General features: G+C 64.7%; 29 protein-coding genes. 8 read left to right on the forward strand and 21 right to left on the reverse strand.

The window, feature by feature from the left end; all coding sequences use genetic code 11:
• Positions 1-49: 49 nt before the first annotated feature.
• Positions 50-769, forward strand: a complete 720-nt coding sequence (locus AMB_RS12415; RefSeq protein ID WP_011384851.1) for an OmpA family protein — start codon at positions 50-52, stop codon at positions 767-769.
• A 217-nt stretch (positions 770-986) separates the two neighbouring features.
• On the opposite strand, the gene AMB_RS12420 is transcribed toward AMB_RS12415, so the two are convergent.
• Positions 987-1,535, reverse strand: a complete 549-nt coding sequence (locus AMB_RS12420; protein ID WP_043744410.1) for a pseudouridine synthase — start codon at positions 1,533-1,535, stop codon at positions 987-989.
• A 35-nt stretch (positions 1,536-1,570) separates the two neighbouring features.
• On the opposite strand from AMB_RS12420, the gene AMB_RS12425 reads away from it, so the two are divergent.
• The 4 genes from AMB_RS12425 to AMB_RS12440 all read left to right on the forward strand — a co-directional run bounded on the left by AMB_RS12425 (position 1,571) and on the right by AMB_RS12440 (position 4,227).
• Positions 1,571-2,374, forward strand: a complete 804-nt coding sequence (locus AMB_RS12425; RefSeq protein ID WP_043744413.1) for a TrmH family RNA methyltransferase — start codon at positions 1,571-1,573, stop codon at positions 2,372-2,374.
• A 36-nt stretch (positions 2,375-2,410) separates the two neighbouring features.
• Positions 2,411-2,731 carry a peptidylprolyl isomerase gene (locus AMB_RS12430; RefSeq protein ID WP_011384855.1) on the forward strand — a complete coding sequence of 107 codons (321 nt, stop codon included), beginning with the start codon at positions 2,411-2,413 and terminating at the stop codon, positions 2,729-2,731.
• Between the two features lie 100 nt (positions 2,732-2,831).
• Positions 2,832-3,836, forward strand: a complete 1,005-nt coding sequence (gene ppk2, locus AMB_RS12435; protein WP_083763515.1) for a polyphosphate kinase 2 — start codon at positions 2,832-2,834, stop codon at positions 3,834-3,836.
• Positions 3,837-3,840: 4 nt separating this feature from the next.
• Positions 3,841-4,227: a cereblon family protein gene (locus AMB_RS12440; protein WP_011384857.1), complete on the forward strand. Its 387-nt coding sequence runs from the start codon at positions 3,841-3,843 to the stop codon at positions 4,225-4,227.
• On the opposite strand, the gene AMB_RS12445 is transcribed toward AMB_RS12440, so the two are convergent.
• Positions 4,190-4,891: a pseudouridine synthase gene (locus tag AMB_RS12445; protein ID WP_043744415.1), complete on the reverse strand. Its 702-nt coding sequence runs from the start codon at positions 4,889-4,891 to the stop codon at positions 4,190-4,192. The genes AMB_RS12440 and AMB_RS12445 overlap by 38 nt on opposite strands.
• Before the next feature lie 75 nt (positions 4,892-4,966).
• Positions 4,967-5,992, reverse strand: coding sequence for a class I SAM-dependent methyltransferase (locus AMB_RS12450; RefSeq protein WP_043744418.1), 1,026 nt, complete (start codon positions 5,990-5,992; stop codon positions 4,967-4,969).
• Between the two features lie 86 nt (positions 5,993-6,078).
• Between AMB_RS12450 and AMB_RS12455 the strand changes: the two genes are divergently transcribed.
• A complete protein-coding gene (locus AMB_RS12455; RefSeq protein ID WP_043744421.1) occupies positions 6,079-6,402 on the forward strand; it encodes a hypothetical protein in 324 nt (107 codons plus the stop codon).
• A gap of 41 nt (positions 6,403-6,443) precedes the next feature.
• On the opposite strand, the gene AMB_RS12460 is transcribed toward AMB_RS12455, so the two are convergent.
• Both AMB_RS12460 and AMB_RS12465 read right to left on the reverse strand, forming a co-directional pair.
• Positions 6,444-6,779 carry a (2Fe-2S) ferredoxin domain-containing protein gene (locus AMB_RS12460; protein ID WP_011384860.1) on the reverse strand — a complete coding sequence of 112 codons (336 nt, stop codon included), beginning with the start codon at positions 6,777-6,779 and terminating at the stop codon, positions 6,444-6,446.
• A gap of 182 nt (positions 6,780-6,961) precedes the next feature.
• Positions 6,962-7,369 (reverse strand): DUF4170 domain-containing protein, encoded by a 408-nt coding sequence (locus AMB_RS12465; protein WP_011384861.1) that lies wholly within the window; start codon positions 7,367-7,369, stop codon positions 6,962-6,964.
• 201 nt (positions 7,370-7,570) lie between these two features.
• Between AMB_RS12465 and AMB_RS12470 the strand changes: the two genes are divergently transcribed.
• The gene (locus tag AMB_RS12470; RefSeq protein WP_043744425.1) at positions 7,571-7,837 is read left to right on the forward strand and encodes a hypothetical protein; all 267 of its coding nucleotides are present in this window, start codon (positions 7,571-7,573) and stop codon (positions 7,835-7,837) included.
• 42 nt (positions 7,838-7,879) lie between these two features.
• Positions 7,880-9,223, forward strand: coding sequence for a methylenetetrahydrofolate--tRNA-(uracil(54)-C(5))-methyltransferase (FADH(2)-oxidizing) TrmFO (trmFO, locus tag AMB_RS12475; RefSeq protein ID WP_011384863.1), 1,344 nt, complete (start codon positions 7,880-7,882; stop codon positions 9,221-9,223).
• A gap of 34 nt (positions 9,224-9,257) precedes the next feature.
• On the opposite strand, the gene gloA is transcribed toward trmFO, so the two are convergent.
• The 16 genes from gloA to rpsB form a co-directional block, all read right to left on the reverse strand.
• Positions 9,258-9,650 (reverse strand): lactoylglutathione lyase, encoded by a 393-nt coding sequence (gene gloA, locus AMB_RS12480; protein ID WP_011384864.1) that lies wholly within the window; start codon positions 9,648-9,650, stop codon positions 9,258-9,260.
• Positions 9,643-10,815: a lipid-A-disaccharide synthase gene (lpxB, locus tag AMB_RS12485; RefSeq protein WP_011384865.1), complete on the reverse strand. Its 1,173-nt coding sequence runs from the start codon at positions 10,813-10,815 to the stop codon at positions 9,643-9,645. The genes gloA and lpxB overlap by 8 nt, the downstream gene beginning before the upstream one ends.
• Complete coding sequence (locus AMB_RS12490; RefSeq protein WP_011384866.1) at positions 10,809-11,630, reverse strand: LpxI family protein; 822 nt, start codon at positions 11,628-11,630, stop codon at positions 10,809-10,811. The genes lpxB and AMB_RS12490 overlap by 7 nt, the downstream gene beginning before the upstream one ends.
• Positions 11,620-12,411, reverse strand: a complete 792-nt coding sequence (gene lpxA, locus AMB_RS12495) for an acyl-ACP--UDP-N-acetylglucosamine O-acyltransferase (protein WP_011384867.1) — start codon at positions 12,409-12,411, stop codon at positions 11,620-11,622. The genes AMB_RS12490 and lpxA overlap by 11 nt, the downstream gene beginning before the upstream one ends.
• On the reverse strand, positions 12,408-12,887 hold the full coding sequence (gene fabZ, locus AMB_RS12500; protein WP_043744429.1) for a 3-hydroxyacyl-ACP dehydratase FabZ: 480 nt from the start codon (positions 12,885-12,887) through the stop codon (positions 12,408-12,410). The genes lpxA and fabZ overlap by 4 nt, the downstream gene beginning before the upstream one ends.
• 20 nt (positions 12,888-12,907) lie before the next feature.
• Positions 12,908-13,927: a UDP-3-O-(3-hydroxymyristoyl)glucosamine N-acyltransferase gene (gene lpxD, locus AMB_RS12505; RefSeq protein WP_011384869.1), complete on the reverse strand. Its 1,020-nt coding sequence runs from the start codon at positions 13,925-13,927 to the stop codon at positions 12,908-12,910.
• Positions 13,928-13,931: 4 nt separating this feature from the next.
• Positions 13,932-14,573 (reverse strand): OmpH family outer membrane protein, encoded by a 642-nt coding sequence (locus tag AMB_RS12510; protein WP_043744433.1) that lies wholly within the window; start codon positions 14,571-14,573, stop codon positions 13,932-13,934.
• Between the two features lie 43 nt (positions 14,574-14,616).
• Positions 14,617-16,884, reverse strand: a complete 2,268-nt coding sequence (gene bamA / locus AMB_RS12515; RefSeq protein ID WP_043744435.1) for an outer membrane protein assembly factor BamA — start codon at positions 16,882-16,884, stop codon at positions 14,617-14,619.
• 44 nt (positions 16,885-16,928) lie between these two features.
• Positions 16,929-18,086: an RIP metalloprotease RseP gene (gene rseP / locus AMB_RS12520; RefSeq protein ID WP_011384872.1), complete on the reverse strand. Its 1,158-nt coding sequence runs from the start codon at positions 18,084-18,086 to the stop codon at positions 16,929-16,931.
• Positions 18,087-18,089: 3 nt separating this feature from the next.
• Positions 18,090-19,253, reverse strand: a complete 1,164-nt coding sequence (locus AMB_RS12525) for a 1-deoxy-D-xylulose-5-phosphate reductoisomerase (protein WP_011384873.1) — start codon at positions 19,251-19,253, stop codon at positions 18,090-18,092.
• Positions 19,254-19,263: 10 nt separating this feature from the next.
• Positions 19,264-20,052: a phosphatidate cytidylyltransferase gene (locus AMB_RS12530; RefSeq protein ID WP_011384874.1), complete on the reverse strand. Its 789-nt coding sequence runs from the start codon at positions 20,050-20,052 to the stop codon at positions 19,264-19,266.
• Between the two features lie 8 nt (positions 20,053-20,060).
• Positions 20,061-20,792 (reverse strand): isoprenyl transferase, encoded by a 732-nt coding sequence (locus AMB_RS12535; protein WP_011384875.1) that lies wholly within the window; start codon positions 20,790-20,792, stop codon positions 20,061-20,063.
• 17 nt (positions 20,793-20,809) lie between these two features.
• A complete protein-coding gene (frr, locus tag AMB_RS12540) occupies positions 20,810-21,382 on the reverse strand; it encodes a ribosome recycling factor (protein WP_011384876.1) in 573 nt (190 codons plus the stop codon).
• Positions 21,383-21,404: 22 nt separating this feature from the next.
• Positions 21,405-22,127, reverse strand: a complete 723-nt coding sequence (pyrH, locus tag AMB_RS12545) for a UMP kinase (RefSeq protein ID WP_011384877.1) — start codon at positions 22,125-22,127, stop codon at positions 21,405-21,407.
• 151 nt (positions 22,128-22,278) lie between these two features.
• Positions 22,279-23,217 (reverse strand): translation elongation factor Ts, encoded by a 939-nt coding sequence (gene tsf / locus AMB_RS12550; RefSeq protein WP_011384878.1) that lies wholly within the window; start codon positions 23,215-23,217, stop codon positions 22,279-22,281.
• A 90-nt stretch (positions 23,218-23,307) separates the two neighbouring features.
• Positions 23,308-24,108, reverse strand: a complete 801-nt coding sequence (rpsB, locus tag AMB_RS12555; RefSeq protein WP_011384879.1) for a 30S ribosomal protein S2 — start codon at positions 24,106-24,108, stop codon at positions 23,308-23,310.
• Positions 24,109-24,131 lie beyond the last annotated feature (23 nt).

Below are 24,131 nucleotides of genomic sequence, written 5' to 3' on the forward strand. Positions count from 1 at the left end.
ATTCTTTTCTTGCAACATTGATCTTCTGGATCGCAAGACGAGTCGTCCCATGAAGCTTATCCATCTCATCACCGCGCTGACCGCCCTCGTGGCGGTGTCGGCCTGTGCCGAGATGGAACCTATGGAGCGGCCCACCACCTCGACTCCGATGGTTACAGCGCCTCCTCCGCCGGCCGCCCCCGTGCCCTCCGCACCGATGGCAGCCGACGACGTGGCCCTGCCGCCTTCGCCGGTGGTGGTCCACTTCAATCACGCCAAGGCCGATATCACCGGCTCGACCATGCAGGTTCTGTGGGGTCTGGCTCCCGCCCTCAAGGCGGCTGAGCCGGGCGTGATCCGCGTCCAGGGCTTCACCGATGCCTCGGGCAAGGCGGCCTACAACCGCATCCTGTCCGAGAAGCGAGCCCAGGCGGTTGCCGACCAATTGCGCAAGCTGGGCGTCACCGCCCGGATCGAAGTGTCGGGTCAAGGAATCGTCAAGGGCGGCAAGAAGGGGCACAAGGACCAGGGCGCCCGCCGTGTGGAAATCACCTGGGAGCCCGCCGCCCCCGCCAAGGCGTCGGCCACCTCGCCCGTGTCGTCCGAGACCGTCAAGGCCATGGCCGATGCGCCTGACCTGGGCCTTGCCGGAATTGCCGGCGCCGCTCCGGCGGCTGGTGCGGCCGAAGCGGTGTCTTACGCCGGATTTGCGCCGGTTGCCGGGTCGCCCCTGGTCACGGATTGGGCCGTGTCCTTCGAGGCGACCGGTCCTCCGGCCACTCTTTCCTAGATACTAGATATACGCGGCAATCTGAGCCCGCCGGCGCCGCAGGGCTTCGGCGTCCTCCACCTTGACCACCGGCTTCTGGGCGGGAATGGTCTGGGTTTCGGCGGTCTGCTTGGTGCTGCTCATGTCGGTGTCCGTCCTTGATCTGGAAGGCTGCTTGCCTTCGAGAAAGACGATGCCCCCCAATCATGGCGGCAAACGGGACGCAATCAGGGCATTTTCATGGCAAGCGCACGTCGCGCCACTCGCCCGGTGCCAGACCTTCGAGATTCCACTCGCCCACCGCCCAGCGGATCAGCCGCAGGGTGGGAAAGCCCATGGCGGCGGTCATGCGGCGGACCTGACGGTTACGGCCCTCCCGCAGCGTCAATTCGATCCACGAGGTGGGAATGGCGGCGCGATAGCGGATGGGCGGGTCGCGGGGCCACAGATTGTCCGGCTCGGCCATGGCCCTCGCCCCAGCCGGTAAGGTGGGGCCATCTTTCAGGACAATCCCACGGCGCAGCCTGTCCAGATCGGCCTCGGTGGGAACTCCCTCCACCTGAGCCCAATAGGTCTTGGCCAGCTTGTGCTTCGGGTCGCTGATCCGTGCCGCCAGCGGCCCGGAATCGGTCAGAACCAGCAGCCCTTCCGAATCGCGGTCCAGCCGGCCGGCGGCGTAGACGCCCGGTACCTTGATGAAATCCTTGAGCGTCGCCCGACCGCCTTCGCGGTCGGTGAACTGGGTCAGCACGTCATAAGGCTTGTTGAAGACGATCAGCCGAGTCACAACACCCCTTCCACCTTTGCCCGAAAGGCCCAGCAATGGCACGAGCGCCGTTTCCGCACAAGAAGCAGACGCCCAAACGCCCCGACACCAGCCCCATCCGGCCCGACAGCGACAAGGTCGCCGGGCTGCCGGCGGTCAAGGCGCTGTTCGCCCACGACCCGGCCCGGGTCGAGCGGCTGTTCTACGACGAGCGCATGAAGGATGCGGCCGCCGAGATGTGCAAGGCCATGGCGGCAGCCCACAAGCCCTACCGCATGGCGCCCACCGAGGAGCTGACCAAGATCCTGGGCTCGCCGCTGCACGGCGGCATCCTGGCGGTGACCCGCCCCAAGCCCATCCGCGTCTTCGATCCGGCCGACGCCCATGTCTGGGCCAAGGAAGGCCGCCCGCTGCTGGTGCTCGACGGTGTCGGCAACCCGCACAATCTGGGCGCCATCGCCCGAACCATGGCGTTCTTCGGCCTGGAGCGCCTACTGATCTCCGACCATCCCGGACAGGCCAGCCCGTCCGAGGCCTCCCTGCGGGTGTCCGAGGGCGGCCTGGAATGGGTGGAGGTGATTCGGGCCCAGAAATTCGTTGCGGCCCTGAAACGGCTTAGGGATTCCCACAGGATCGTCGGCACGGCACTGGGCTCGGGCAAGCCGGTGGCCGAGGTGCTCAACCGCCCGGGCAAGCCCATCGCCCTGATCCTCGGCAATGAGGAGGACGGTCTGCCGACCGCCACCCTGGCGGCCTGCGACGACATCGTCACCCTGCCCGGCTCGGGCCGGGTCCAGTCCCTCAACGTCGCCGCCACCGCCGCCATCCTCATCCATGAACTGGCGAAGCAGCGCCGGTAAGGTTATCCTCGACCCTCACCTTTTTTGGAGAGTTCCATGTCTTCCACCGTCCGCGCCTCCCACATCCTCCTGATGTACAAGGGGTCCATGCGCTCCCAGGCCACCCGTTCCAAAGACGAGGCCCTGACCGAGATCAACAACATCAAGGAAGAGATCAACCAGGGCGCCGATTTCGGCCAGATGGCGCGCCAGTATTCCGATTGTCCCTCGAGCGAGGACGGCGGCGACCTGGGCGAGTTCCCCAAGGGCGCCATGGTGCCGGAATTCGAGGTGGCGGCCTTCGCGCTGAAGTCGGGCGAGGTCAGCGGCGTGGTGGAGACTCCGTTCGGCTTCCACCTGATCCAGCGCACCGATTAGGCCGTTTGTCCCACGTCGGCCATCATTCGCTCCATGGACAGATCAACCGAAAGAAGCTTAGGATTCTTTCAGGTTAATGACATCCGAGAGGGGAGAAAGCATGGCCGACGATGGGAACGATTTCAAAACTGAAACCCTGGAGATCACTGCTCCCCCGGCCGAACCTGCGGTCGCTCCCCCTGTCCGCGCCGCTCGAAAGAAGGCTCCGCCGGCGGTAAAGCCCATCACCCCGGCCGGGCAGGCGCGTCACGAACTGGCCGAGATGCGTCACGACCCGGAAGCGGTTCGTCACGCCTTCGAGACGGGCGAATACCCCTATAAGAGCCATATGGGCCGCGCCGAGTACGAGGCCAAGAAGGCCGCGCTGCAGGCCGAACTGCTCAAGGTCCAATTATGGGCCAGGGACACCGGCCAGAAATTCGTGCTGCTGTTCGAGGGCCGCGACGCCGCCGGCAAGGGCGGCACCATCAAGCGCTTCATGGAGCACCTCAATCCCCGCGCCGCCCGGGTGGTCGCCCTGGAAAAGCCCAGCGAGATCGAGCGCGGCCAATGGTTCTTCCAGCGCTATATCCAGCACCTGCCCACTTCGGGGGAAATGGTGTTCTTCGACCGCTCCTGGTACAACCGGGCCGGCGTCGAGCGGGTGATGGGCTTCTGTTCCCCGGCGGAATACCTGGAATTCATGCGCCAAACCCCCGAGGTGGAGCGCATGCTGGTCCGCTCGGGCATCAAGCTCTACAAATATTGGTTCTCGGTGACCCAGGAAGAGCAACTCCGCCGGTTCAAGTCGCGGGAACGCGACCCGCTGAAGCAGTGGAAGCTGTCCCCCATCGACAAGGCGTCGCTGGGCAAGTGGGGCGAGTATACCGACGCCAAGGAGGCCATGTTCTTCTACACCGACACCGCCGATGCCCCCTGGACCATCGTCAAGTCGGACGACAAGAAGCGCGCCCGCCTCAACTGCATGCTCCACTTCCTCAATTCCCTGGACTATCCCGGCAAGAACGAGAGCCTGGTCCACAGCCCCGACCCGCTGATCGTCGGCAAGGGCGCCCATGTGGTCCACAAAAGCGAACGCATGCTGGGCGCCACCCTCAGCCCGTAGCCCCATGCCGCGCGACGCCCCGGCGGACCAGATCGAGACCGAGTCGTGGGACAGGGATATCGAGTATTTCTGTGTCCGCTGTGGCGCCCCGGTTACCCGGGGACGCTGGGAAATGTCCATGAACGGTGGGTTCGAGCATGTGTTCTTCAATCCCGCCGGTATCGTTTTTCGCGTGCTGTGCTTCAAGGAGGCGCCGGGGGCCACGGCTGTCGGCGCCGCCAGCGGCCAGTTCACCTGGTTCAAGGGCTATCTTTGGCGGCTGGCCGCCTGTACCGGCTGCGACCTGCAGCTGGGCTGGCGCTTCGAGGGCGCGGAGGCACCCCGAATTTTCTTCGGCCTGATCAAAGATAGCCTTACGACCCTGTCACCAGGGCAATCTCGGCCGGGCTGAGCGGCCGCCACTGCCCTTCCGCCAGATCGCCCAGATCCAGCCCGCCGATGGCGGCGCGGTGCAGGCGCTCCACATGGTTGCCGACGGCGGCGAACATGCGCTTGACCTGATGGTAGCGCCCCTCGGTGATGGTGATGCGCGCCGTCTGCGGGCCGCTGACCACCAGTTCCGCCGGAGCCAGGGGCGTGGATTCCGAGCGCAGCATCAGGGTGCCGGAGGCGAACACCGCCCCCTCCTCCCCGCTCAGAGGCCGGGCCAATGTCACCTCGTAGGTCTTGGGTACATGGCGCTTGGGCGAGGTGATGCGGTGCGCCAGCGGCCCGTCGTCGGTCAGCAGCAGCAGGCCGGTGCTGTCCCGATCCAGGCGGCCCACCGGCGCCACGATGGGATTGCGGTGCATGAAGCGCTCGGGCAGCAATTCGTAGACGATGCGTCCCGGGTCCGAGGTAGAGCAGGTATAGCCCTCGGGCTTATGGAGCATCAGCACCAGACCGGGAGGCGGATCCAGCGGCTCGCCATCCACCCGGATGTCGTCGTGGGCGGCCTTGGTGCCGTCGTCCAGCACCGTGCCGTCGGCCAGGGTAACGCGTCCGGCCTTGATCATGGCCTTGACGTCGCGCTGGCTGCCATAGCCCAGATTGGCGATGAGGCGGATCAGGCGCATATCCGTATGCCCCTCAGGCGCCGGGCGGGATGCGTGCCGCATCTCTTAGCTTCTGCGGCTTGTCGGTGATCGTCATTATTTGTCATGGCGGTTGCTGGCCAGATAGACCTTAAAGCCGTCGGCCTCGCGCAGCAGCGTCACTTCGCGGAAACGGCGGCGCAGTTCGGCCTCGTAAGGCAGGCTGCGATTGGCCACCAGGATGAACTTGCCGCGCCGCCGGATGGCCTTCCAGGCGGCGGTGATGAAGCCCTGGCCGATAGCCGGATCGGCCTTGCGCCCCTCGTGGAAGGGCGGATTGCTGACGATCCAGTCATAGGGTTCGCATTTGGGTAGGCCGGCGCCCACATCGAGCCAGTGGAAAGCCGCCTTTTCACTGCCGCCCAGATTGCTGCGCGCATCTTCCAGGGCCAGGGCCTCCGCCTCGAACAGGTCGATGTCGGTGACCTCGGGAAAACGGCGCAGGATCTCGGCCGAGAGATATCCCCATCCCGCCCCCAGATCGGCGCCCCGTCCGGCCAGTCCTTCGGGCAGGCAGTCCAGCAGCAGCCGCGACCCCTTGTCCACGTGATCGCTGCTGAAACAGCCGGCGCGGGCCACGAGGCCGCAGCCTTCCACCGGCCTGGGCTCGGCCGCGGCCAGCCATTCCGCGCAGTCGGCGGGGGGCGAGTCGGTGCCGCGCACCATCCAGAAGGTCCGGGCCTGATGCTTGGACAGCGAGCCGGCAAGGCCGAACACCCGCTCGGCTTCGCGCTCGTGACTGGCCGCCCCCAGGGCATTGGCGCCGCAGCACACCAGTACGCCGCCCGGCTCCAGCAGCCCCCAGGCCCGCGCCAGATTGGCCCGGTTCTCGGCCTTGTGCTTGGTCAGCAACACCAGACCGGCGGCAAAACGGCCTTCCAGCCGCGCCACGGTCTCGAATCCGACCTGGATCAGTCGGTCGAAGGTGGGCTTGAAGCCCTGTTCGCACACCAGACGGGATCGCCACTCGTCCCACAGCGCCTCGTGAGGCTCGGCCCGCATGAGGAAGGCGCGCCGGGGCAGAGGCAGCAGGTCGCGCTCGAAGGGCAGCAGCAGGGCGTCGATGATCTTGGAATCGTTCATGACCGGCGGTGTAGCATGACGGGCATGTGGACGTCGAGGCGTGCTGAGCGTTGACTTGCGCCCGATGGCGGATCAAGGTGCCGCCCATGGCCCGCCAAGACACCATTGACGACGAGGATAAGGTCCGGCTGCTGCGCGCCCTGGCCTTTCAGATCCATCGCAAGCGCCCCGCCGAGGAGGCGCTGGGCGAGTTGCTGGAGCACGAGTCCAAGGGAGGCCGCCGCCGCGCCTTTCGCGCCGGGGTCGATGCCCTGGCCGCCGATGGCTTTACCGCCGCCATGGACGCCCTGGGCTTGTTCAACGACGACGCCCTGGTCCTGCTCGGGGTGCTGGCCGATTCGGGCGATCACCGCCTGCTGTCCAGCGCGCTCGGCAAGCTGGCCGACCTCCTCGAATCAAAAAGCCCCTGATCCAAAGGGACCAGGGGCTTTCCTTGACCGCTTGACCCGCGTCAGCCCTTGGAGGGCGTGACGATCAGGCGCTCGACCGGCGTGTCGTTGCCGAAATGCGAGGTGACGATCTCGTCGATGTCGGCGACCGTTTCGGCCTTGTACCAAATGCCCTGGGGATAGACCACCATCAACGGACCAGCCTTGCAGAAGCCCAGGCAGCTGGACGACGCGACGCTGACGCCCTTCTCCCACAGATTCAGCTCGCTGACCTTCTCCGCCAGCCGGTTGAACAGCGGCTGACCGCCGCCCTTGCTGGTGCAGCAGCCGCGCGGATGCCCGTCGGGGCGGCGCTGGGTGCAGATGAAGGCATGGTACTTGTTGGGGTAATGGGACACGTGCGACCTCCCTCTCATCGGAATTAGGTCATGCAATACCGGTTTATCCGATCCATGACCAGAGGCTAGTCTGTCTGTACGAAAAAGCTCCGCTTTTTCAGGGCTCAAGCGCCGCTCGGGCTTAAGAGTTCTTCGACTTTCCAATTCGGCTTAAGTGCGAAGAACTCCCATACGCCCGGGTATCAGCCCTTGACCTTGAGATTCTTCAGCTCTTCGCCGGTGAACAGGTCGTAGCGGGTCAGGCAGGAATCCACCGATTTCCCGGTCAGCTCGCGCCACTTGTCCAGGGCCTCCTTGCGGGAATAAGGGCCGTGCACCTCCAGAGTGCGGCCTTCGGTGACTTCCTGGAAGGTGGTGTCGGCGTATTCGCCGCCCATCACGTACCACTGGTCCGCAGCGGAATCGTCGGTGCTGCGGATGAAGTAGCGGACCATGGCATTGTCGACGGACTTGCCTGTCAGGGCACGCCAGCAGATATGCGCCTCATGCTCCTCGAAGGGGCCGAAGCGCTCCTCGGTGTGGCCGGGGGCGATAACGGTAAAGGAGGTATCGGCATATTCGCCGCCGACAACGTAATAGGTCTTGGCCATGGGTGTCTCTCTTCCCACTCGAAGGGGTGGCTTCGCGCAAGCTTATACCCCATCCCTGGCCCGGAAGGAATGTCCTTCGTGGCATGGCCCCCGGCAGATTCTGCCGCCTGGCATCGATGGGAAATGGCGGAAAACCGGGAATTCGTATTTGGCACGGCATCTGCATTGAGAAACGCGAACTCTCTCCTCGGAGAACGAACTATGGTTTCTCTCAGCGTCGCCTCCTCAAATCTCCTGCTCAACAAGAAGGACGAAGGGGCAACCCATTCCATCGAGAAGTCGGGCTCGGCCACGGCATTTTCCAGTTATGGCTACGGCCCCCTCGACCTGCCCGATAGTGACAAGGCCCTCACCGCCGAGGGCACCGGCAGCAAGCCGGTCTCGGGAACCTCGTCCATCGCGGCGGTTTCCAGCGGCGCCAGCGCCCAATGGCTGGCCCATCTGGCCGGGTCGATGAATCACCGGTAAAGCTTCTGGACAAGAGGCGCCGAAGCCTCTATTCCCCTCGGCATGACCCGCACCGTCCATGTGATCGGCGGCGGGCTTGCCGGGTCGGAAGCCGCCTGGCAGCTCGCTCAGGCCGACATCCCCGTCATCCTCCACGAAATGCGCCCCGTGCGCACCACGCCGGCCCATCAGACCGATGGCTTGGCCGAGCTGGTGTGCTCCAACTCGTTGCGCTCGGACGATGCGGACTACAACGCCGTCGGCCTGCTGCATGAAGAGATGCGCCGCGCCGGTTCGCTGATCCTCGCCCAGGCCGACGCCCACAAGGTTCCGGCCGGCGGCGCCCTGGCGGTGGACCGCGACGGCTTCTCCCAAGGCGTCCAGGCGGCGCTTGCCGGCCATCCGCGCATCACCATCCTGCGCGAGGAAGTGGCCGGTCTGCCGCCCGAGGATTGGGAACAGGTAGTCATCGCCACAGGCCCCCTCACCTCGCCCGCCATGGCCGAGGCTCTGCGCGGCATGACGGGAGAGGACTCTCTGGCCTTCTTCGACGCCATCGCGCCCATCGTCACCAAGGACAGCATCGACTTCGGCAAGGCGTGGTTCCAGTCGCGCTACGACAAGGGCACCGGCTCGGACTACATCAACTGCCCGCTGGACCGCGAGCAGTACAACACCTTCATCGACGCCCTGATCACCGGCGAGAAGGTGGACTTCCACGAGTGGGAGAAGGACACCCCCTATTTCGAGGGCTGCCTGCCCATCGAGGTAATGGCCGAGCGCGGCAAGGATACCCTGGCCTACGGCCCCATGAAGCCGGTGGGCCTGACCAATCCCAATGGCCCCAAGCCCTTTGCCGTGGTGCAGTTGCGCCAGGACAACGCGCTGGGCACGCTTTACAATCTGGTGGGCTTCCAGACCAAGCTGCGCCACGGGGAACAGGCCCGCATCTTCCGCGCCATTCCCGGCCTGGAGAATGCCGAATTCGCCCGTCTGGGCGGGTTGCACCGCAACACCTTCATCAATGGGCCCCGTGTGCTGGACCGCACCTTGCGGCTCAAGGCCCAGCCGCGCCTGCGTCTGGCGGGTCAGGTCACCGGCTGCGAGGGCTATGTGGAAAGCTCTGCCATCGGCCTGCTGGCCGGGCTGTTCGCCGCCGCCGAGGCCTTGGGCCGCGACATGCTGCGTCCCCCGGCCACCACGGCGCTGGGCGCCCTGCTCAACCACGTCACCGGCGATGCCGAAGCCGAGACCTACCAGCCCATGAACATCAATTTTGGCCTGTTCCCGCCGCCGCCCGAGCGTGACGAGCGTGGCCGCCGCGTCAAGGGCCGCGATCGCAAGAAGCTTTATGCCCAACGGGCGCGGGAAGCGCTCACACCCTGGCTCAATACGATTCGGGAATGAGATCGAGCGGGGCTTTGCCCCGCTCGCGCAGCGATCACTTCGCCTGGATCAGCTCGATCTTATAGCCGTCGGGATCTTCCACGAAGGCGATGATGGTCGAGCCATGCTTCATGGGGCCGGGCGCACGGGTGATCTTGGCCCCGGCAGCCTCCAGCTCGGCACAGGCCTTGTAGATGTCGGGCACGCCGAGCGCCAGATGGCCGAAGCCGCCGCCCAATTCGTAGGACTCGGTGTCCCAGTTGTGGGTCAGTTCGACCACCGTGTTGGAAGCCTCCTCGCCATAGCCGACGAAGGCCAGAGTGAAGCGCCCCTCGGGGTAGTCCGTGCGCCGCAGCAGCTTCATGCCCAGCAGGCTGGTGTAGAAGTGGATGGAGCGATCCAGGTTACCCACCCGGATCATGGTGTGGAGAAAGCGCCAGTCAGCCATTTCGTTGCTCCTTGCCTTGCCGGATGAAGTCGATCACCGCATCGGCGGCCCGCTTGCCCGGGCTTTCGCCGCCCAGCCCCAGCTTTTCCAGGGCACGGCGGGCGCCTGCGGCCTGCAGTGCCCTTGCCGCCTCATCGGTCAGCAGGTGCTCGACCGCCGCCGCCAGCTTATCGGGGCGGCAATCGTCCTGCAGCAATTCCGGCATCACCGCCTCGTCAACCAGAATGTTGACAAGAGTGACGAATTTGAGGCTGAGGCCCAGGAAACGGGTGGCGATGAAGGCCGACACGGGCGAGACCTTATAGGTGATCACCGCCGGCAGCCGCGCCATGGCCAGTTCCAGCGCCACGGTGCCGGACGCTGCCAAAGCGGCATCGCAGGCGGCGAAGGCGTCGTACTTTTCCGGCCCGCGCACGACCATGGACGGCAGAGCCCAGGATTTGACCGCTTGCGATACCTCGTCGGCAACGGTCTCCACGGTGGGAACCACCACCGCCAGGTCTGGAAAGCGCCGGGCCAGCAAGGCAATGGTTTCCCCGAACGGCGCCAAAAGCTTGGCCGTCTCGGAATGGCGGCTGCCGGGCAACACGCACAGCAGTTTCCGGTCAGGGGCAAAGCCGTGCCGAACACGGAAAGCTGCGCCATCCCCCCGGGAGGCCGCCCCTTCGATCACCGGATGGCCCACATGCAGGGTCTTGAGCCCCTCCTTCTCGAACCACTCGGGCTCGTTGGGCAGCAGGGTCAGCAGCAGATCCAGCACCCGGGCCAGGGTCTTGGTCCGTCCCGATTTCCAGGCCCACACCATGGGAGCCACGTAATGGATGCGCGGCACGGGCACGCCCCGCGCCTTCAAGCCCGCCTGAATGCGGCCGTTGAACCCCCAGGAATCAATGGTCACCAGGGCATCCGGGCGTTTTGTTTCGATGTCAGAAATGGTCTGTTTGACGCGGCGCAGGATCTTGGGGATGCGCGGCAGCACCTCCACCAGTCCCATCACCGACAATTCGGTCATGGGGAACAGGGATGTCAGCCCTTCGGCCCGCATGCTCTCCCCGCCGATACCGGCGAAACTCACGCCCTCACCGAGGCGCTCTTTCAGGGCCGCCATCAGCCGCCCGCCCAGCAGATCGCCCGAAGGCTCACCGGCGATGAGGTAAATCAGCATGGCGTGATGCCGGTGACGAACAGGCCCAGGCGGTCGGCCTCTGCGCCCAACGCCTTGGCATCCACCACAAGCGCGCCCCCCGCCTCGATGGCGATGCCGCGCAATCCCGCGGCGGCAGCCTCTCGCAGGGTGGTCAGGCCGATGGTGGGAAGGTCGATGCGGCGGTCCTGCCCCGGCTTCTTCAATTTCACCAGAACACCGCCCAGTCCCTCACGGGCCAGGGGGCCGCAACGGCGCAGCAGGTTGTCGGTGCCTTCGATGGCCTCGACCCCCAGCACGATGCCTTGCTGCACCACCACCGCCTGACCTACGTCCAGGGCGCCAAGGCCCCGCGCCACCTGGATGCCCCGGTCCATATCGGCCTGGGCCTGCTCGTCGGGAACAACGGTTCCGTAGGGGCCGGGCGTGGCAAGGCAATCGGAAAGGACGTCGTCGACGCCCACCACCTTGAAGCCTTCGCTTTCCAGTTCCGAGGCGACGGCGCGCAGCAATCCGTCGTCGCCAAGAGCCTTGAGCCCGACCCGGGCGAAGAAGCGGGCGGTGCGGAAATCAGGCGCCAGTTCCATGATGGTCGGACGGCGCACCGGGCCGATCATCACCACCTCGGCGACACCGGCCTGACGCAGGCGCTCGAACCCGGTCCCGGCTTCGCCCAGGCGAATCCAGTCCTGGGGGGCCTGGTCACCAATCACCTGGGGGTCGGCATGGCCCGAAAGGGCGAGAATATGAAAGGGGCGCCCTTGGGCACGGCAGGCGGCGGCGACCAGTCCCGGCAGGTCGCCGCCGCCGGCAATGATGCCGAGCTTAGGAGCCATTCGGCGTGCTGAGCGAACGCGACGAATCCGAGCGGATGAAGGCCACGATCTCCATCACCACCGGATGGTCCTTGAACTGCTCCTCCACGTCGGAGAGGCGCTCGGCCAGCGTGCCTTCCGGCGCGAACATCAGACGGTAGGCATTGCGCAGCGTGTGGATGTCGTCGCGGGAAAAGCCCCGACGCTTCAGGCCGACGATGTTCAGCCCATTGAGATAGGCCCGGTTACCGATCACCATGCCGAAGGGAATGACGTCCGCCTCGACGCCCGACATGCCGCCGATCATGGCGTGGCGACCGATGCGCACGAACTGGTGCACCGCCGACAGCCCGCCCAGGAAGGCGTATTCGCCGACCGTCACATGACCCGCCAGGGTGGCGTTGTTGGCCATGATGACATTGTCGCCCAGGATGCAGTCATGGGCCACGTGGGCGCTGGCCATGAACAGGCAATTGTCGCCGACCCTGGTCACCATGCCGCCACCCTCGGTGCCGGGATTCATGGTGACATGCTCGCGGATCTGGTTGTTGGCCCCGATCTCCAAGGTGGAGGGCTCGCCCTTGTACTTGAGGTCCTGAGGACGGTGACCGATGGAGGCGAACGGGAAAATACGGGTGCCGGCGCCGATGGTGGTGCGTCCGGCCACCGCCACATGGGACACCAGTTCAACGGATTCGCCCAACTTGACGTCGGGTCCAACCACGCAGAAAGGCCCGATGATCGCCGAAGAGGCGATCTCCGCCTTGGAATCGATAACGGCCGAAGGGTGAATATTGGTCATTTCTCGTCCAGAATCATGGCGGCGTAGGTGGCTTCGGCGACAAGGACGCCATCGACCTTGGCTTCGCCACGGAACTTCCAGACGTTCCCGCGCGAGCGTTCCTTGAAGACGTGAATCATCAGCTGATCGCCGGGACCGACCGGTTTGCGGAACCGGCAGTTCTCGACGCTCATGAAGTAGACCAGCTTGCCTTCCGCCGATTCGCCCAAAGTCTCGACCACCAGCACGGCCGCCGTCTGGGCCATGGATTCGATGATCAACACCCCCGGAAAGACCGGACGCGACGGAAAGTGGCCCTGGAAGAACGGCTCGTTGATGGTGACGTTCTTGATGCCCACGGCGCTTTCATTGGCCACCACCTGTACCACCCGATCCACCATGAGGAAGGGATAGCGGTGCGGAATCATCTGGATGATCCGGCTGATGTCGATAACCTTGCCCAGGTCGGTGCCCTGGTCGTTGTTGGCGGTATCCATACTCACGTCCTGCCTTTGGCCTAACTCTTTTTTCGCGCCATCTTGCCCAGAATGGCCGACTGGCGCAGCCAATCCGCCATGGGCACGGCGGGCGCGCCGCCGACAGTCTCACCCGGAGCGATGTCGCGCATCACGCCGGCCTGGGCGGCGATCTTGGCGCCCGCACCGATTTTCAGATGACCGGTGATGCCGGCCTGTCCGCCCGCCGCGACGAAGTCACCCATGCGGGTGGATCCGGAAATTCCGACCTGAGCCACGATGACGCAACCGCGCCCCAGTTGTACGTTGTGCCCAATCTGGACGAGGTTGTCTATCATCGAGCCATCACCGATCACCGTGTCCGGCCCAGCGCCCCGGTCGATGGTGGTGTTGGCGCCGATCTCCACGTTATTGCCGATCAACACGCGACCCAATTGCGGCACCTTCAGGTGACCCTGCGGCCCCATGGCGAACCCGAACCCGTCCTGGCCGATGCGGGCGCCTGGATAAATATTGACGCGGCTGCCGACCAGTGCGTGGGAAACGGTGGCATTGGCGCCGATGGTGCAATCGTCGCCCAACACCACGCCTTGACCGATCACCACATTGGCGCCGATACGGCAGCGGGCTCCGATCCGGGCGCCGGCGCCGATCACCGCCCCCGGTTCAATACGGCAGCCCTCGCCCACAGCGGCGCTGGCGTCGACCCAAGCCGTGGGGGCCACCCAGGGCTCGGGCGCCGGATTGGGATAGAATGCCTGGGCGATGCGAGCATAGGCACGATAAGGATCGGGCGACAGCAGCAGCGCCATTCCCTCGGGGGCCTTGTCCGCCATCTCGGGGGCGATTACGCACAGCCCGGCCTTGCTGGCCTGGAAGGCACCGACATATTTGCGGTTGTCCAGAAACGAAACGTTGTCCTGGCCCGCCTGTTCCAGCGGCGCCACGTCTACGAAGCTGGCGCCGAGATCGCAGCCCTCCGCCACGGACGCGCCCGAAAGCTCGGCCAGTTGGGCAAGCGTGAAAGGACCGGCAACACGAAAGAAACGGGGATCGGCCATGGTGTCACTTCTTGCCGGACTTGGAGGGCGGAACCTCTGGTGAGGAATGATCATCCACCTGAGGAATGGGGAAATTGACCGTGGGCAGCTTCTTGTTCAAGCGCTCGATCACCTGGGCGGTCACGTCCATGCGGGGCTCGTGCAAGACCACTTGCTGCTTGGGCAGAACCAGATTGGCCCCCATCTCGGCGGCGATCTCGCCCGTGATGGTCAGAATGGCATTCATCAATTCAGCCATGGCGGAATCCGTGGATTTTTCCAGGGCTCGAACCGCCATCTGGGTCTTGTTCTGGAAGGCGACCACCTGCAGTTCGAGGGCCTTGACCTTCTGGTCATAGGCCTCTTGCGGCATGGTGCCCTTCTGCTTGGCCAAATCCTGGTCGCTGCGTTGCAGGGCCTGACGGGCGGCGTTGAACTCGCTTTGGAAGTTTTGCTGGTACTTATCGCGTTGAGCCGCCAGGGCTCTGCCCGGCAGGGAATCCCGCTGCGCCTGCTGGATATCGACGATGATCAGACTCATGGGGGCGCTCGATGCCCGCTGGGCCACGGCGGCGCCACTGAATGACAGCAGCACCACCAGGGCCAGCGATGGCAACGACACCAGACGAGCAGCCAGAGCAAGGCGGCGTGACAGGCTGTTCCTCACGACATCTCTTCCACGTGAAGCCGGGACGTGTCGGCGAGCACGATCAGAACTTGGTTCCAAAGTTGAACCGGAAAAATTCTTTCTTGTCGAACTTCTCTTTGACCAACGGGTAGCCGAGATCGACTGAAACCGGCCCCATAGGCGACTTCCAGGAGATACCGACGCCGGGAGAAACACGGACCGAGCTGGACTGCTGAACCGCAGCAGTGTCGGCCGTATCGGTCTCACCAACCGCACCGATATCCGTGAAGGCCTGACCGGACACCCCGAACTCTTCAGGCAGTCCCAGCGGGAACTTGACCTGGGCCGAGCCGACAGCCTGCCAGATTCCGCCCAGTGCATCGCCGGTATTCTTATCACGCGGGCTGACGCCACCGTTGGCAAAGCCGCGCAGGTTATCGCCACCCACGAAGAACCGATCGGTAATACGGACCCGCTGATCCAAGCCGTAGATATAGCCGACGGAACTGCTGACACCCAGAATAACCTTATCGGTCAGGGTGAAGTACTGGCCACCCGTCAAAGTACCACGCAGGTAGCGGATATCGCCGCCGAGACCGGCTCCGTCGGTTCCCAGCTTGATGAAGTAGCCCTCTGTTGGGTCAAGACGAGAATCCCGGCGGTCATACATCAGACTCTGGCCGATGACCGAACTGACCTTGGAGCCGATTTGCTCCAGCACATAGGGCGAAGTACTGCTGATACCCTTCACCGTATCCTGCTTCAGAGTATAAATAACGTCCTGACGCAGGCTCTCGGACAGACGATATCCGGCCCTCAGGTCGCCACCGATGGACGAGGCATCGTAGGAGCTTTCCTTCTGCAGCTTGCGGTCGATCACAAAGGCATCGAAGCCGGCAGCCACTTCGCGATCCATGAAATAGGGCTCGGTGAACGACAGGTCCAGGCTGCTGCGCTTGGTGCCAAGACCGGCCCCCAGACGCAGATCCTGGCCGCGGCCCAGCAAATTGCGCTCGCGCAAACTTGCCTCGATGATCGGCCCGGCCGAGGAGGCCCAGCCGACGCCAAACATCAATTCGCCGGTGGATTTCTCCTGAACGTCGACCTTGATGATGGTTCGGTCGGGGGCCGTGTCGGACGGAATATTGGTGACCTCGGCCTTCTCGAAGAAATTGAGGTCCTTCAGGCGTTGGCGCGACCTGCGGAGCTTAGCCGAATTGAAGGCATCGCCCTCCACCAGACGGAACTCGCGACGGATCACTTGGTCAAGAGTCCGGACATTGCCGGAAATGTCGATGCGCTCGACGAAGACCCGCGGGCCTTCCTTGATTTCATAAGTGATGTCGATGGTGTGAGTTTCGCGATTACGCTGCACCTGAGGCTTCACGTCGACGAAGGCATAGCCCTTGGTGCCGACCGCGTCGGTCAGCCTCTGGACGATGTCCTCCACCTGGTCAGCATTGTACCATCCGCCGGTTTCGCTGATCAGCAACGGCTGCAGGTCCTCGGGCTTGAGGTCGCGCAATTCGGCGTTGATCACCGATGAACCGAACTTGTAACGCTCGCCCTCATCGATGGTATAGGTGATAAAAAAGCCCTCGCGCGACGGCGTCAGCTCGGCGATGGCGGAGCTGACGCGGAAATCGGCAAAGCCCTGCTTCAGGTAATAGCGGCGCAGCAACTCACGATCATATGTGACCCGGTCGGGATCATAGGTGTCGTCGGTGGTAAGAAAGCGATACCAGCGCTCCTCCTTGGTCTGCAGCACTTCGCGCAGCTTATCCTGGTCATAGCGCTTATTGCCGACGAAGGCGATGCGGCGAACATAGGTGGGCTGGCCCTCGCTGATCTCGTAAACCAGATCGACGCGGTTCTGTTCCAACTGAATGATCTTGGGCTCCACCGTGGCGGCAAAGCGACCGCTGCGGCGGTAGAGCTCCAGGATGCGCTTCACGTCGGCCTGGACCTTGGAACGGGTATAGACCGTGCGCGGACGCAGTTGAACCTCGGTGTTCAACTGCTCTTCCTTGATGCGATTGTTTCCCTCGTAGGCAATCCGATTGATGATCGGGTTCTCGACCACGCGGACCAGCAATTGATCGCCTTCGCGGCGGATAGCCACGTCCTGGAAAAGTCCGGTATTGAACAGTGCCTTCAGCGAGCGGTTGACGCGGTCGGTGTCGTAGAGATCGCCCTCGGCGACCGTCATATACGACTTGACCGTCTCAACCTCGATACGCTGGGTGCCGAGAATGGAGATGGAGCGAATTCGGCCGCCTTCCTGGGCTGACGCCGGCATCACCCCGACCAGAATGCCCAGCAGCACAGCTGTCCACAGCACGAAACGCATCCAGGCCCCCCTTAGGTTCGTAAAGCCGTTCCCTTGGAACCGGCTCACGAAAACAGCCGCTTCACCATATCCCAAACCGGCAGCGACACAAGGTCGTTGCGGGTGGCAAAGACCATCAAGGCCAATACCAGAAACAACCCGATTCGGAAACCATATTCTTGGGCCTTCTCCCCCAGGGGGCGGCCAAGAATGGCTTCGAATGCATAAAACATTAAATGGCCGCCATCGAGGATTGGGATAGGGAAAAGATTAATCAGGCCAAGATTGAGCGACAGCAGGATGGTGTAGAAGACTACGCTGGCCAAGCCCAGTTGTGCCGCCTCCCCTGCCCCCTTGGCGATTCGGATCGGACCGCCCAGTTCGTCGGTGTCGCGAGTGCCGTTGACCATCTGGCCGATGCCGATGAAGGTGGACCGCACCATGTTCTCTGTTTCGGCCAAGGCCTCGCCCAGGGCCGAAATCGGACCGTGACGAACGATGACCGTGCTGGCGGGATCGGCGGAAATACCCAGAACCGGTACTTTCTCCATGTCGCCGAACACACCCTTGCGCTGGATGATCCGGGGGCGGGCCGAGACATCGAACGCCTTGTCCCCGCGGGCCACCGAAAGCGAAAGCTCGTTCTCGATCTCCAGGCGCACCATGCGCTGGATATCCTGAAAGCGCTCCACGGCGCGTCCGTTGATGGCGGTAATGCGGTCACCGGCTTTCAGTCCAGCCGCTTCGGCGGCGGTCCCGGGGTGAACCATGCCGATCACCGGCTGGGTTACCGGCTGGCCAAGCACCATGAACATGCCGGCCAATCCGAGAATGGCGAACAGGAAATTGGCCGCCGGTCCCGCCACCACGATGGCGGCCCGCTGACCCACCCGCTTGTGGCAGAAGGCCTGCGCCCTTTCCTCGGCGGTCATGGGCTGGTCGCTGGCCGTCGCCGAGGCCGCGTCGGCATCGCCGAACATCTTGACGTAGCCCCCCAGGGGCAGCAGACCGATCCGCCAGCGGGTGCCGTCGGCGGCAACCCGTCCCCAGACCTCGGGTCCGAACCCGATGGAGAAGACCTCGACCTTGACGCCGTTCCAGCGGGCGATGAGGAAGTGCCCCAATTCATGGACGAACACCACCACGGTCAGGATGACCAGGAAGATGACCACGTAGTACCAGACGCCGTGCAGGACGCTGTTGAGCAGGCTGGCGAGATCCATGACCTAGCGGCCACCGTCGATGAGGGCCGAGACGAAGCGGCGCGCCTCGGCATCCTGGGCCAGAACGTCGTCGATGCAGGTCAGCTCGCAGTGGCTCACCCCCGCCACGGTCCGCTCCACCAGGGAGGCGATATCAAGGAAGCCGATGCGCCGCCCAAGGAAGGCCGCCACGGCCACCTCGTTGGCGGCGTTCATCACCGCGGCGGCGGAACCGCCCGCCCTCAGGGCCTCGCGCGCCAGGCGCAGCGAGGGGAAGCGCACGGGGTCCGGCGCCTCGAAGGTCAAGGTGGCGATGGCCGCCAGGTCCAGCTTCGGCACAGGCGCCTCCATGCGGTTAGGCCAGCCGAGCGCGTAGGCGATGGGCGTGCGCATGTCGGGAGAGCCCAACTGGGCCAGCACCGAGCCGTCCACATAGGCCACCAGCGAATGGATCACCGATTGGGGATGAACGACGATGTCGATCTTGTCCTCGGGCATGTCGAACAGGTGGTGGGCCTCGATCAGTTCAAGCCCCTTGTTGAACATGGAGGCGGAATCCACCGAGATCTTGGCGCCCATGGACCAGTTGGGATGGGCCACCGCCTGCTCGGGTGTCACGTCGGCCATGAATTCGCGGGTCTTGGTTCGGAACGGACCGCCCGAAGCGGTCAGGATGATCTTGTCGATCTTATCGTGCTGGTCGGCCTCGAAGACCTGGAAGATGGCGGAGTGCTCGGAATCCACCGGCAGCAGGGTGGCGCCGTGCTTTTCCACCTCCGCCATCATCAGCTGACCGGCGCAGACCAGACATTCCTTGTTGGCCAACCCCACCACGGCGCCGCGGCGTACTGCGGCCAAAGTGGGGGCCAGGCCGGCGGCGCCGACAATGGCGGCCATGACCCAGTCGGCGGGCCGTTCGGCAGCGGCAACCACGGCCTGGGCGCCGGCGGCGACCTCGATGCCGGTACCGGCCAGGGCGGACTTCAGGGCGCCATAGGCGCTCTCATCGGCCACTACGGCCAGCTTGGCCTGCAGCTTCCGCGCCTGTTCGGCCAGAATGTCGACCCGCGAGTTGGCGACCAGAGCCTCGACGCGATAAAGATCGGGATTCCGTTCGACCAGATCCACCGTGTTGCAGCCGATGGACCCCGTCGAGCCCAGGATGGTGACGCCGCGCCGACCGCTCATGGTATTTCCTTCATTGCCAGTCCAGGACCGTCTTGCCGGTCGCCAGAGATAGTGCCGCCACCGCCAGGGCGGCGGTCAACAGGCCGTCGACGCGATCCAGCACGCCGCCATGGCCCGGAATGATATTGCTTGAGTCCTTGACGTTGCAACGCCGCTTAATCCAGGACTCGAACAGATCGCCGATCTGTGCAACCACCGCCACTATGGCGCCGGCGGCGAAGACCGCCAGTCCGGCGGCGGCTCCCACGGCCAGGGCGACCAGCAAGGCCGCCAGCCCCGCCGAGATCATGCCGCCGATCAGTCCAGCCCAGGTTTTCTTGGGGCTGACCAGGGGCAGCAATTTGGGGCCGCCGATCAGACGACCGAAGGCATAGGCTCCGATATCGGTGGACCACACCACCAGCAGCAGCCACCAGATCACCGCATTTCCAACGGTCGGGTCGCCCCGCAGCCAGACCAGCGCCACCGAGGGGACACCGCCATAGATGGCGCCGAAGGCCGCCCACCCCCGCCCGGAGCGGTCACCGCCCGCCAGTGCCGACGAAACCACCGCCGCCAGCGCGGCCAGGGCCAATCCCATCTCCGGTCGCGACACCGCCAGCAGCGCCGCGGCGGAACAGCCGAGAGCGGCGACCTTGCCCGACAAGGTGAAGGCGCCATTCAGCATGCGGTGCCATTCCCAGCACATCAGGGCGGCGCACAGGGCGATCAGGGCGCCGAAGGCGTAGCCGCCGGCCCAGGCGGCCAGCAGCGCGGGCGGAGCCATTACCAGGGCGGACAGGGCGCGGGTTTTCAGCACTACACGGGCTACCTGGCCGTACCGAAACGGCGGTCGCGACCCTGGAAGTCGCGAATGGCGGCCTCCAACTCGGGCCGCCCGAAGTCTGGCCACAGCGTATCCATGAACACCAGCTCGGCATAGGCGCCCTGCCACAGCAGGAAGTTGCTGATGCGCTGTTCGCCGCTGGTCCGGATAATCATGTCGGGATCGGGAATTCCCGCCGTGGACAGTCGGGCGTCGATGGCGTCCTCGTCAACGGCATCAGGAGAAAGACGTCCTGCGGCCACATCGCGGGCCAGAGCCCGGGCAGCCTCGACGATCTCCTGCCGCCCGCCATAGGACAGGGCCAGCAACAAGGTCAGGGCGGTATTGCCGGCGGTCTTGGCCTCGGATTCCTCGATCAGGCGGACGATATCGGCGCCCAGGCGGCTCCGGTCGCCGATGACCTTGAGACGAATGCCGTTCTTATGGAGGTTGTTGACCTCATTGCGCAGGTACAGGCGCAGCAGCCCCATCAGGTCAGTGACCTCGCCCGCCGGGCGCTTCCAGTTTTCCGAGGAAAAGGCATAAAGGGTCAGGTAGGAGACGCCCATCTCCCGTGCGGCCTCGACGGTGCGGCGAACCGCCTCGGCGCCACGCTTGTGGCCGGCGGTGCGCGGCAGCCCGCGTGCCTTGGCCCAGCGCCCGTTGCCATCCATGATGATGGCCACGTGCACCGGCGGCGGCGGCTGGTCGGCGGGGGAAAGCATGGGCTCCATACCGGGTCCTCGCCTCCTCAAACCTGCATGATTTCCTTTTCCTTGTGACCCAAGGCCTCGTCGATCTTCTTGATGGTCTCGTCGGTGATGGCCTGGATCTCTTTTTCGTGCTTCTTGATCTCGTCCTCGGAGATGTGGCCGTCCTTTTCCATCTTCTTCAAGGTGTCCATGCCGTCACGGCGCACGTTGCGCACGGAGATGCGGGCCTGTTCGGAGTACTTGCCGGCCACCTTCTGCAGCTCCTTGCGGCGCTCCTCGTTCAGCGGCGGAATCGGCACGCGGATCATCTGGCCGTCGGCCTGGGGATTGAGACCGAGACCGGCATTGGCGATAGCCTTTTCCACGGCCTTGACCTGGGACTTGTCCCACACCTGGACGGTCAGCATGCGCGGCTCGGGAACACCGACGGTGCCACACTGGCTGAGCGGCATGGTCTGGCCATAGGCCTCGACCACGACCGGGTCCAGCAGGTTGATGGAGGCACGGCCCGAGCGCAGGCCCGAGAATTCCTTCTTCAGCACCTCGACGGCACTGTCCATGCGCCGGGTGATGTCCTTCTTGAGGTCGTTCCAGTTGGTCGGAGCGGACACGATCGACTCCCCTTAAGGCTTATTAGTCGTTGGCGATGATGGTGAACAGGCCGCGTCCCGAGACCGTTTCGGCGAAGGCGCCGGGCCGGTGCAGGTCGAACACCACGATGGGAACTTTGTTCTCGCGACACAAGGCGATGGCGGAGGTGTCCATCACGGCTAGGTCGCGGGCCAGAACCTCGTTGAAGGTCAGGCGGTCATAGCGGACCGCGTCCTTGACCTTCTTGGGGTCGGCGGAATACACGCCATCCACCTGGGTGGCCTTCAAAAGGGCGTCACAGCCCATTTCGACGGCGCGAAGCGCGGCGGCGGTATCGGTGGTGAAGAACGGATTGCCGGTTCCGGCGGCGAAAATCACCACCCTGCCCTTTTCCAGATGACGGATGGCGCGGCGGCGGATGAAGGCCTCGCACACGGTCGGCATGACGATGGCCGACTGCACGCGGGTCTCGACGCCCACCTTCTCCAGGGCATTCTGCACCGACAGCGCGTTGATGACGGTGGCCAGCATGCCCATGTTGTCGGCCGCGGCCCGCTCCATGCCGGACGAGGCGCCCGATACGCCACGGAAGATATTACCGCCGCCGATGACCACGCAGACCTCGACGCCGAGGTCGCGGACGGACTTCACCTCGCGAGCGATGCGATCGACGGTCTCGGGATCAAGTCCATACTCCCGCGTTCCCATCAGGCCTTCGCCCGAAATCTTGAGGAGAACGCGGCGGAATTTGGCGTCGCTGGCCATGGGCTCCCTCGAATTGGAAAGTTTTGCCAAGATGCTTGGCGCGGGCGGCGGCGATCATACACCATTCCACCCGCCTGTCTCCCCCCTTGTGGAGAGAAAAAAGGCCGCCCCTTCCGTCAGGAAGGAGCGGCCCTCATTGCGGACCGGAAGGTCAGCCGGCCGGGCGGGTGCCAGCCTGAGCCGCCACTTCGGCGGCGAAGTCGCTGACTTCCTTCTCGATGCCCTCGCCCAGGGCGAAGCGGGCGAAACCGGCCAGCTTGACCGGCGCGCCGATCTCCTTGCCCAGGTTCTCGAGCACCTTGGAGATCTTGTTCTCCTGGTCGATGACGAAAACCTGCTCGGACAGGCAGACTTCCTCGTAGTACTTGCGGATGCGGCCTTCGACCATCTTCTCGATGACGGCGGCGGGCTTGCCCGAAGCCTGGGCCTGCTCGGTCAGCACGTTGCGCTCGCGATCGAGAGCGCTGGTGTCGACCACCGACGGGTCCAGGAACAGCGGGTTGGCGGCGGCCACGTGCATGGCGATCTGCTTGCCCACTTCGTTCAGGCGATCCACGTTGCCGGTGGACTCGAGAGCCACCAGGCAGCCGATCTTGCCCAGGCCGGGAGCGATGGCGGTGTGAACATAGGAAGCGACCACGCCGGCCGACACTTCCAGGCGCACGGCACGACGCAGCGACATGTTCTCGCCGATGGTGGCGATCAGGTGGGTCAGCTGGTCAGCGACGTTCTTGTCGGTGCCGGGGCAGGCAGCGGCCTTGATGGCCTCCACGTCGGCGCCCTTGTCCAGCGCCACGGCGGCGACCGAGGCGACAAAGCCCTGGAACTGGTCGTTGCGGGCGACGAAATCGGTCTCGGCATTGACTTCGACGGCCACGCCCTTGGTGCCGGCGGCGGCGATGCCCACCAGACCCTCGGCGGCAACGCGGCCAGCCTTCTTGGCGGCGGCGGCAAGGCCCTTCTTGCGCAGCCAGTCGATGGCGGCTTCGACGTCACCGGCGGTCTCGCCCAGCGCCTTCTTGCAGTCCATCATGCCGGCGCCGGTCTTCTCGCGCAGCTCCTTGACCAGCGAAGCGGTAATCTCGGCCATGGGTATTCCCCTCTCGACGAATGAATTGGTTGGTTCTCAAGCGAATGGCGGCGACATCCGGTCGCCGCCATCGCAACAGTCTGACGAAGCCTAGGCCTGCGGGGCGGCGGCTTCCTCGGCGGCCGCCTCGGCGACCACTTCCGGAATCTGCTCGACCGGGGCTTCGGCCGCGGCGCCGACGTCGCCGCCGCCACGGGTGATCTCGGCCTGAATGCCGTCCAGCACGGCGCCCGACATCAGATCGCAATAGGTCTGAATAGCGCGGATGGCGTCGTCATTGCCGGGAATCGGATAGGTGATGCCGGCCGGATCGCAATTGGAGTCGATGATCGCCACCACCGGAATGCCCAGCTTGTTGGCTTCCTGAACGGCCAGGGCCTCCTTGTTGGTGTCGATGATGAACAGGATGTCGGGCAGGCCGCCCATGTCCTTGATGCCGCCCAGGGCGCGATCCAGCTTTTCCTTCTCGCGCGACAGGACCAGCTGCTCCTTCTTGGTCAGCCCGGCCAGGGCGCCCGAAGCCAGCTGCTCGTCCAGCTCGCGCAGACGACGGATGGAGTTGGAAATGGTCTTCCAGTTGGTCAGCATGCCGCCGAGCCAACGGTGGTTCACGAAGTACTGGCCGCAACGCTTGGCCGACTCGGCGACCACGTCGGATGCCTGGTGCTTGGTGCCGACGAACAGCACCCGGCCACCGCCGGCAGTCACGTCGCGCACGGCCTGCATGGCGCGGTGCAGCATGGGCACGCTCTGCTGCAGGTCGATGATGTGGATGCCGTTGCGGATGCCGAAGAGGTACGACGCCATCTTCGGGTTCCAGCGGCGGGTGTTGTGACCGAAATGCACGCCGGCTTCGACGAGCTGACGCATGGTGAACGTGGGCAGAGCCATTGGATAAGACCTTTGCTTCTCCG

The sequence above is a fragment of the Paramagnetospirillum magneticum AMB-1 genome (genome assembly GCF_000009985.1).
In the GTDB taxonomy this organism is placed as follows: domain Bacteria; phylum Pseudomonadota; class Alphaproteobacteria; order Rhodospirillales; family Magnetospirillaceae; genus Phaeospirillum; species Phaeospirillum magneticum.

Coding starts and splice junctions, on each gene's coding strand:
- lpxD (WP_011384869.1), bottom strand. CDS start 13,927: ATGGCCGATCCCCGTTTCTTTCGTGTTGCCGGTCCTTTCACGCTTGCC.
- lpxB (WP_011384865.1), bottom strand. CDS start 10,815: ATGCTGATTTACCTCATCGCCGGTGAGCCTTCGGGCGATCTGCTGGGC.
- AMB_RS12535 (WP_011384875.1), bottom strand. CDS start 20,792: ATGGAGCCCATGCTTTCCCCCGCCGACCAGCCGCCGCCGCCGGTGCAC.
- AMB_RS12425 (WP_043744413.1), top strand. CDS start 1,571: ATGGCACGAGCGCCGTTTCCGCACAAGAAGCAGACGCCCAAACGCCCC.
- AMB_RS12470 (WP_043744425.1), top strand. CDS start 7,571: ATGGTTTCTCTCAGCGTCGCCTCCTCAAATCTCCTGCTCAACAAGAAG.
- bamA (WP_043744435.1), bottom strand. CDS start 16,884: ATGCGTTTCGTGCTGTGGACAGCTGTGCTGCTGGGCATTCTGGTCGGG.
- AMB_RS12455 (WP_043744421.1), top strand. CDS start 6,079: ATGGCCCGCCAAGACACCATTGACGACGAGGATAAGGTCCGGCTGCTG.
- AMB_RS12465 (WP_011384861.1), bottom strand. CDS start 7,369: ATGGCCAAGACCTATTACGTTGTCGGCGGCGAATATGCCGATACCTCC.
- trmFO (WP_011384863.1), top strand. CDS start 7,880: ATGACCCGCACCGTCCATGTGATCGGCGGCGGGCTTGCCGGGTCGGAA.
- AMB_RS12525 (WP_011384873.1), bottom strand. CDS start 19,253: ATGAGCGGTCGGCGCGGCGTCACCATCCTGGGCTCGACGGGGTCCATC.
- AMB_RS12450 (WP_043744418.1), bottom strand. CDS start 5,992: ATGAACGATTCCAAGATCATCGACGCCCTGCTGCTGCCCTTCGAGCGC.
- AMB_RS12445 (WP_043744415.1), bottom strand. CDS start 4,891: ATGCGCCTGATCCGCCTCATCGCCAATCTGGGCTATGGCAGCCAGCGC.
- gloA (WP_011384864.1), bottom strand. CDS start 9,650: ATGGCTGACTGGCGCTTTCTCCACACCATGATCCGGGTGGGTAACCTG.
- AMB_RS12430 (WP_011384855.1), top strand. CDS start 2,411: ATGTCTTCCACCGTCCGCGCCTCCCACATCCTCCTGATGTACAAGGGG.
- ppk2 (WP_083763515.1), top strand. CDS start 2,832: ATGGCCGACGATGGGAACGATTTCAAAACTGAAACCCTGGAGATCACT.
- rseP (WP_011384872.1), bottom strand. CDS start 18,086: ATGGATCTCGCCAGCCTGCTCAACAGCGTCCTGCACGGCGTCTGGTAC.
- rpsB (WP_011384879.1), bottom strand. CDS start 24,108: ATGGCTCTGCCCACGTTCACCATGCGTCAGCTCGTCGAAGCCGGCGTG.
- fabZ (WP_043744429.1), bottom strand. CDS start 12,887: ATGGATACCGCCAACAACGACCAGGGCACCGACCTGGGCAAGGTTATC.
- AMB_RS12440 (WP_011384857.1), top strand. CDS start 3,841: ATGCCGCGCGACGCCCCGGCGGACCAGATCGAGACCGAGTCGTGGGAC.
- pyrH (WP_011384877.1), bottom strand. CDS start 22,127: ATGGCCAGCGACGCCAAATTCCGCCGCGTTCTCCTCAAGATTTCGGGC.
- AMB_RS12490 (WP_011384866.1), bottom strand. CDS start 11,630: ATGGCTCCTAAGCTCGGCATCATTGCCGGCGGCGGCGACCTGCCGGGA.
- lpxA (WP_011384867.1), bottom strand. CDS start 12,411: ATGACCAATATTCACCCTTCGGCCGTTATCGATTCCAAGGCGGAGATC.
- tsf (WP_011384878.1), bottom strand. CDS start 23,217: ATGGCCGAGATTACCGCTTCGCTGGTCAAGGAGCTGCGCGAGAAGACC.
- AMB_RS12415 (WP_011384851.1), top strand. CDS start 50: ATGAAGCTTATCCATCTCATCACCGCGCTGACCGCCCTCGTGGCGGTG.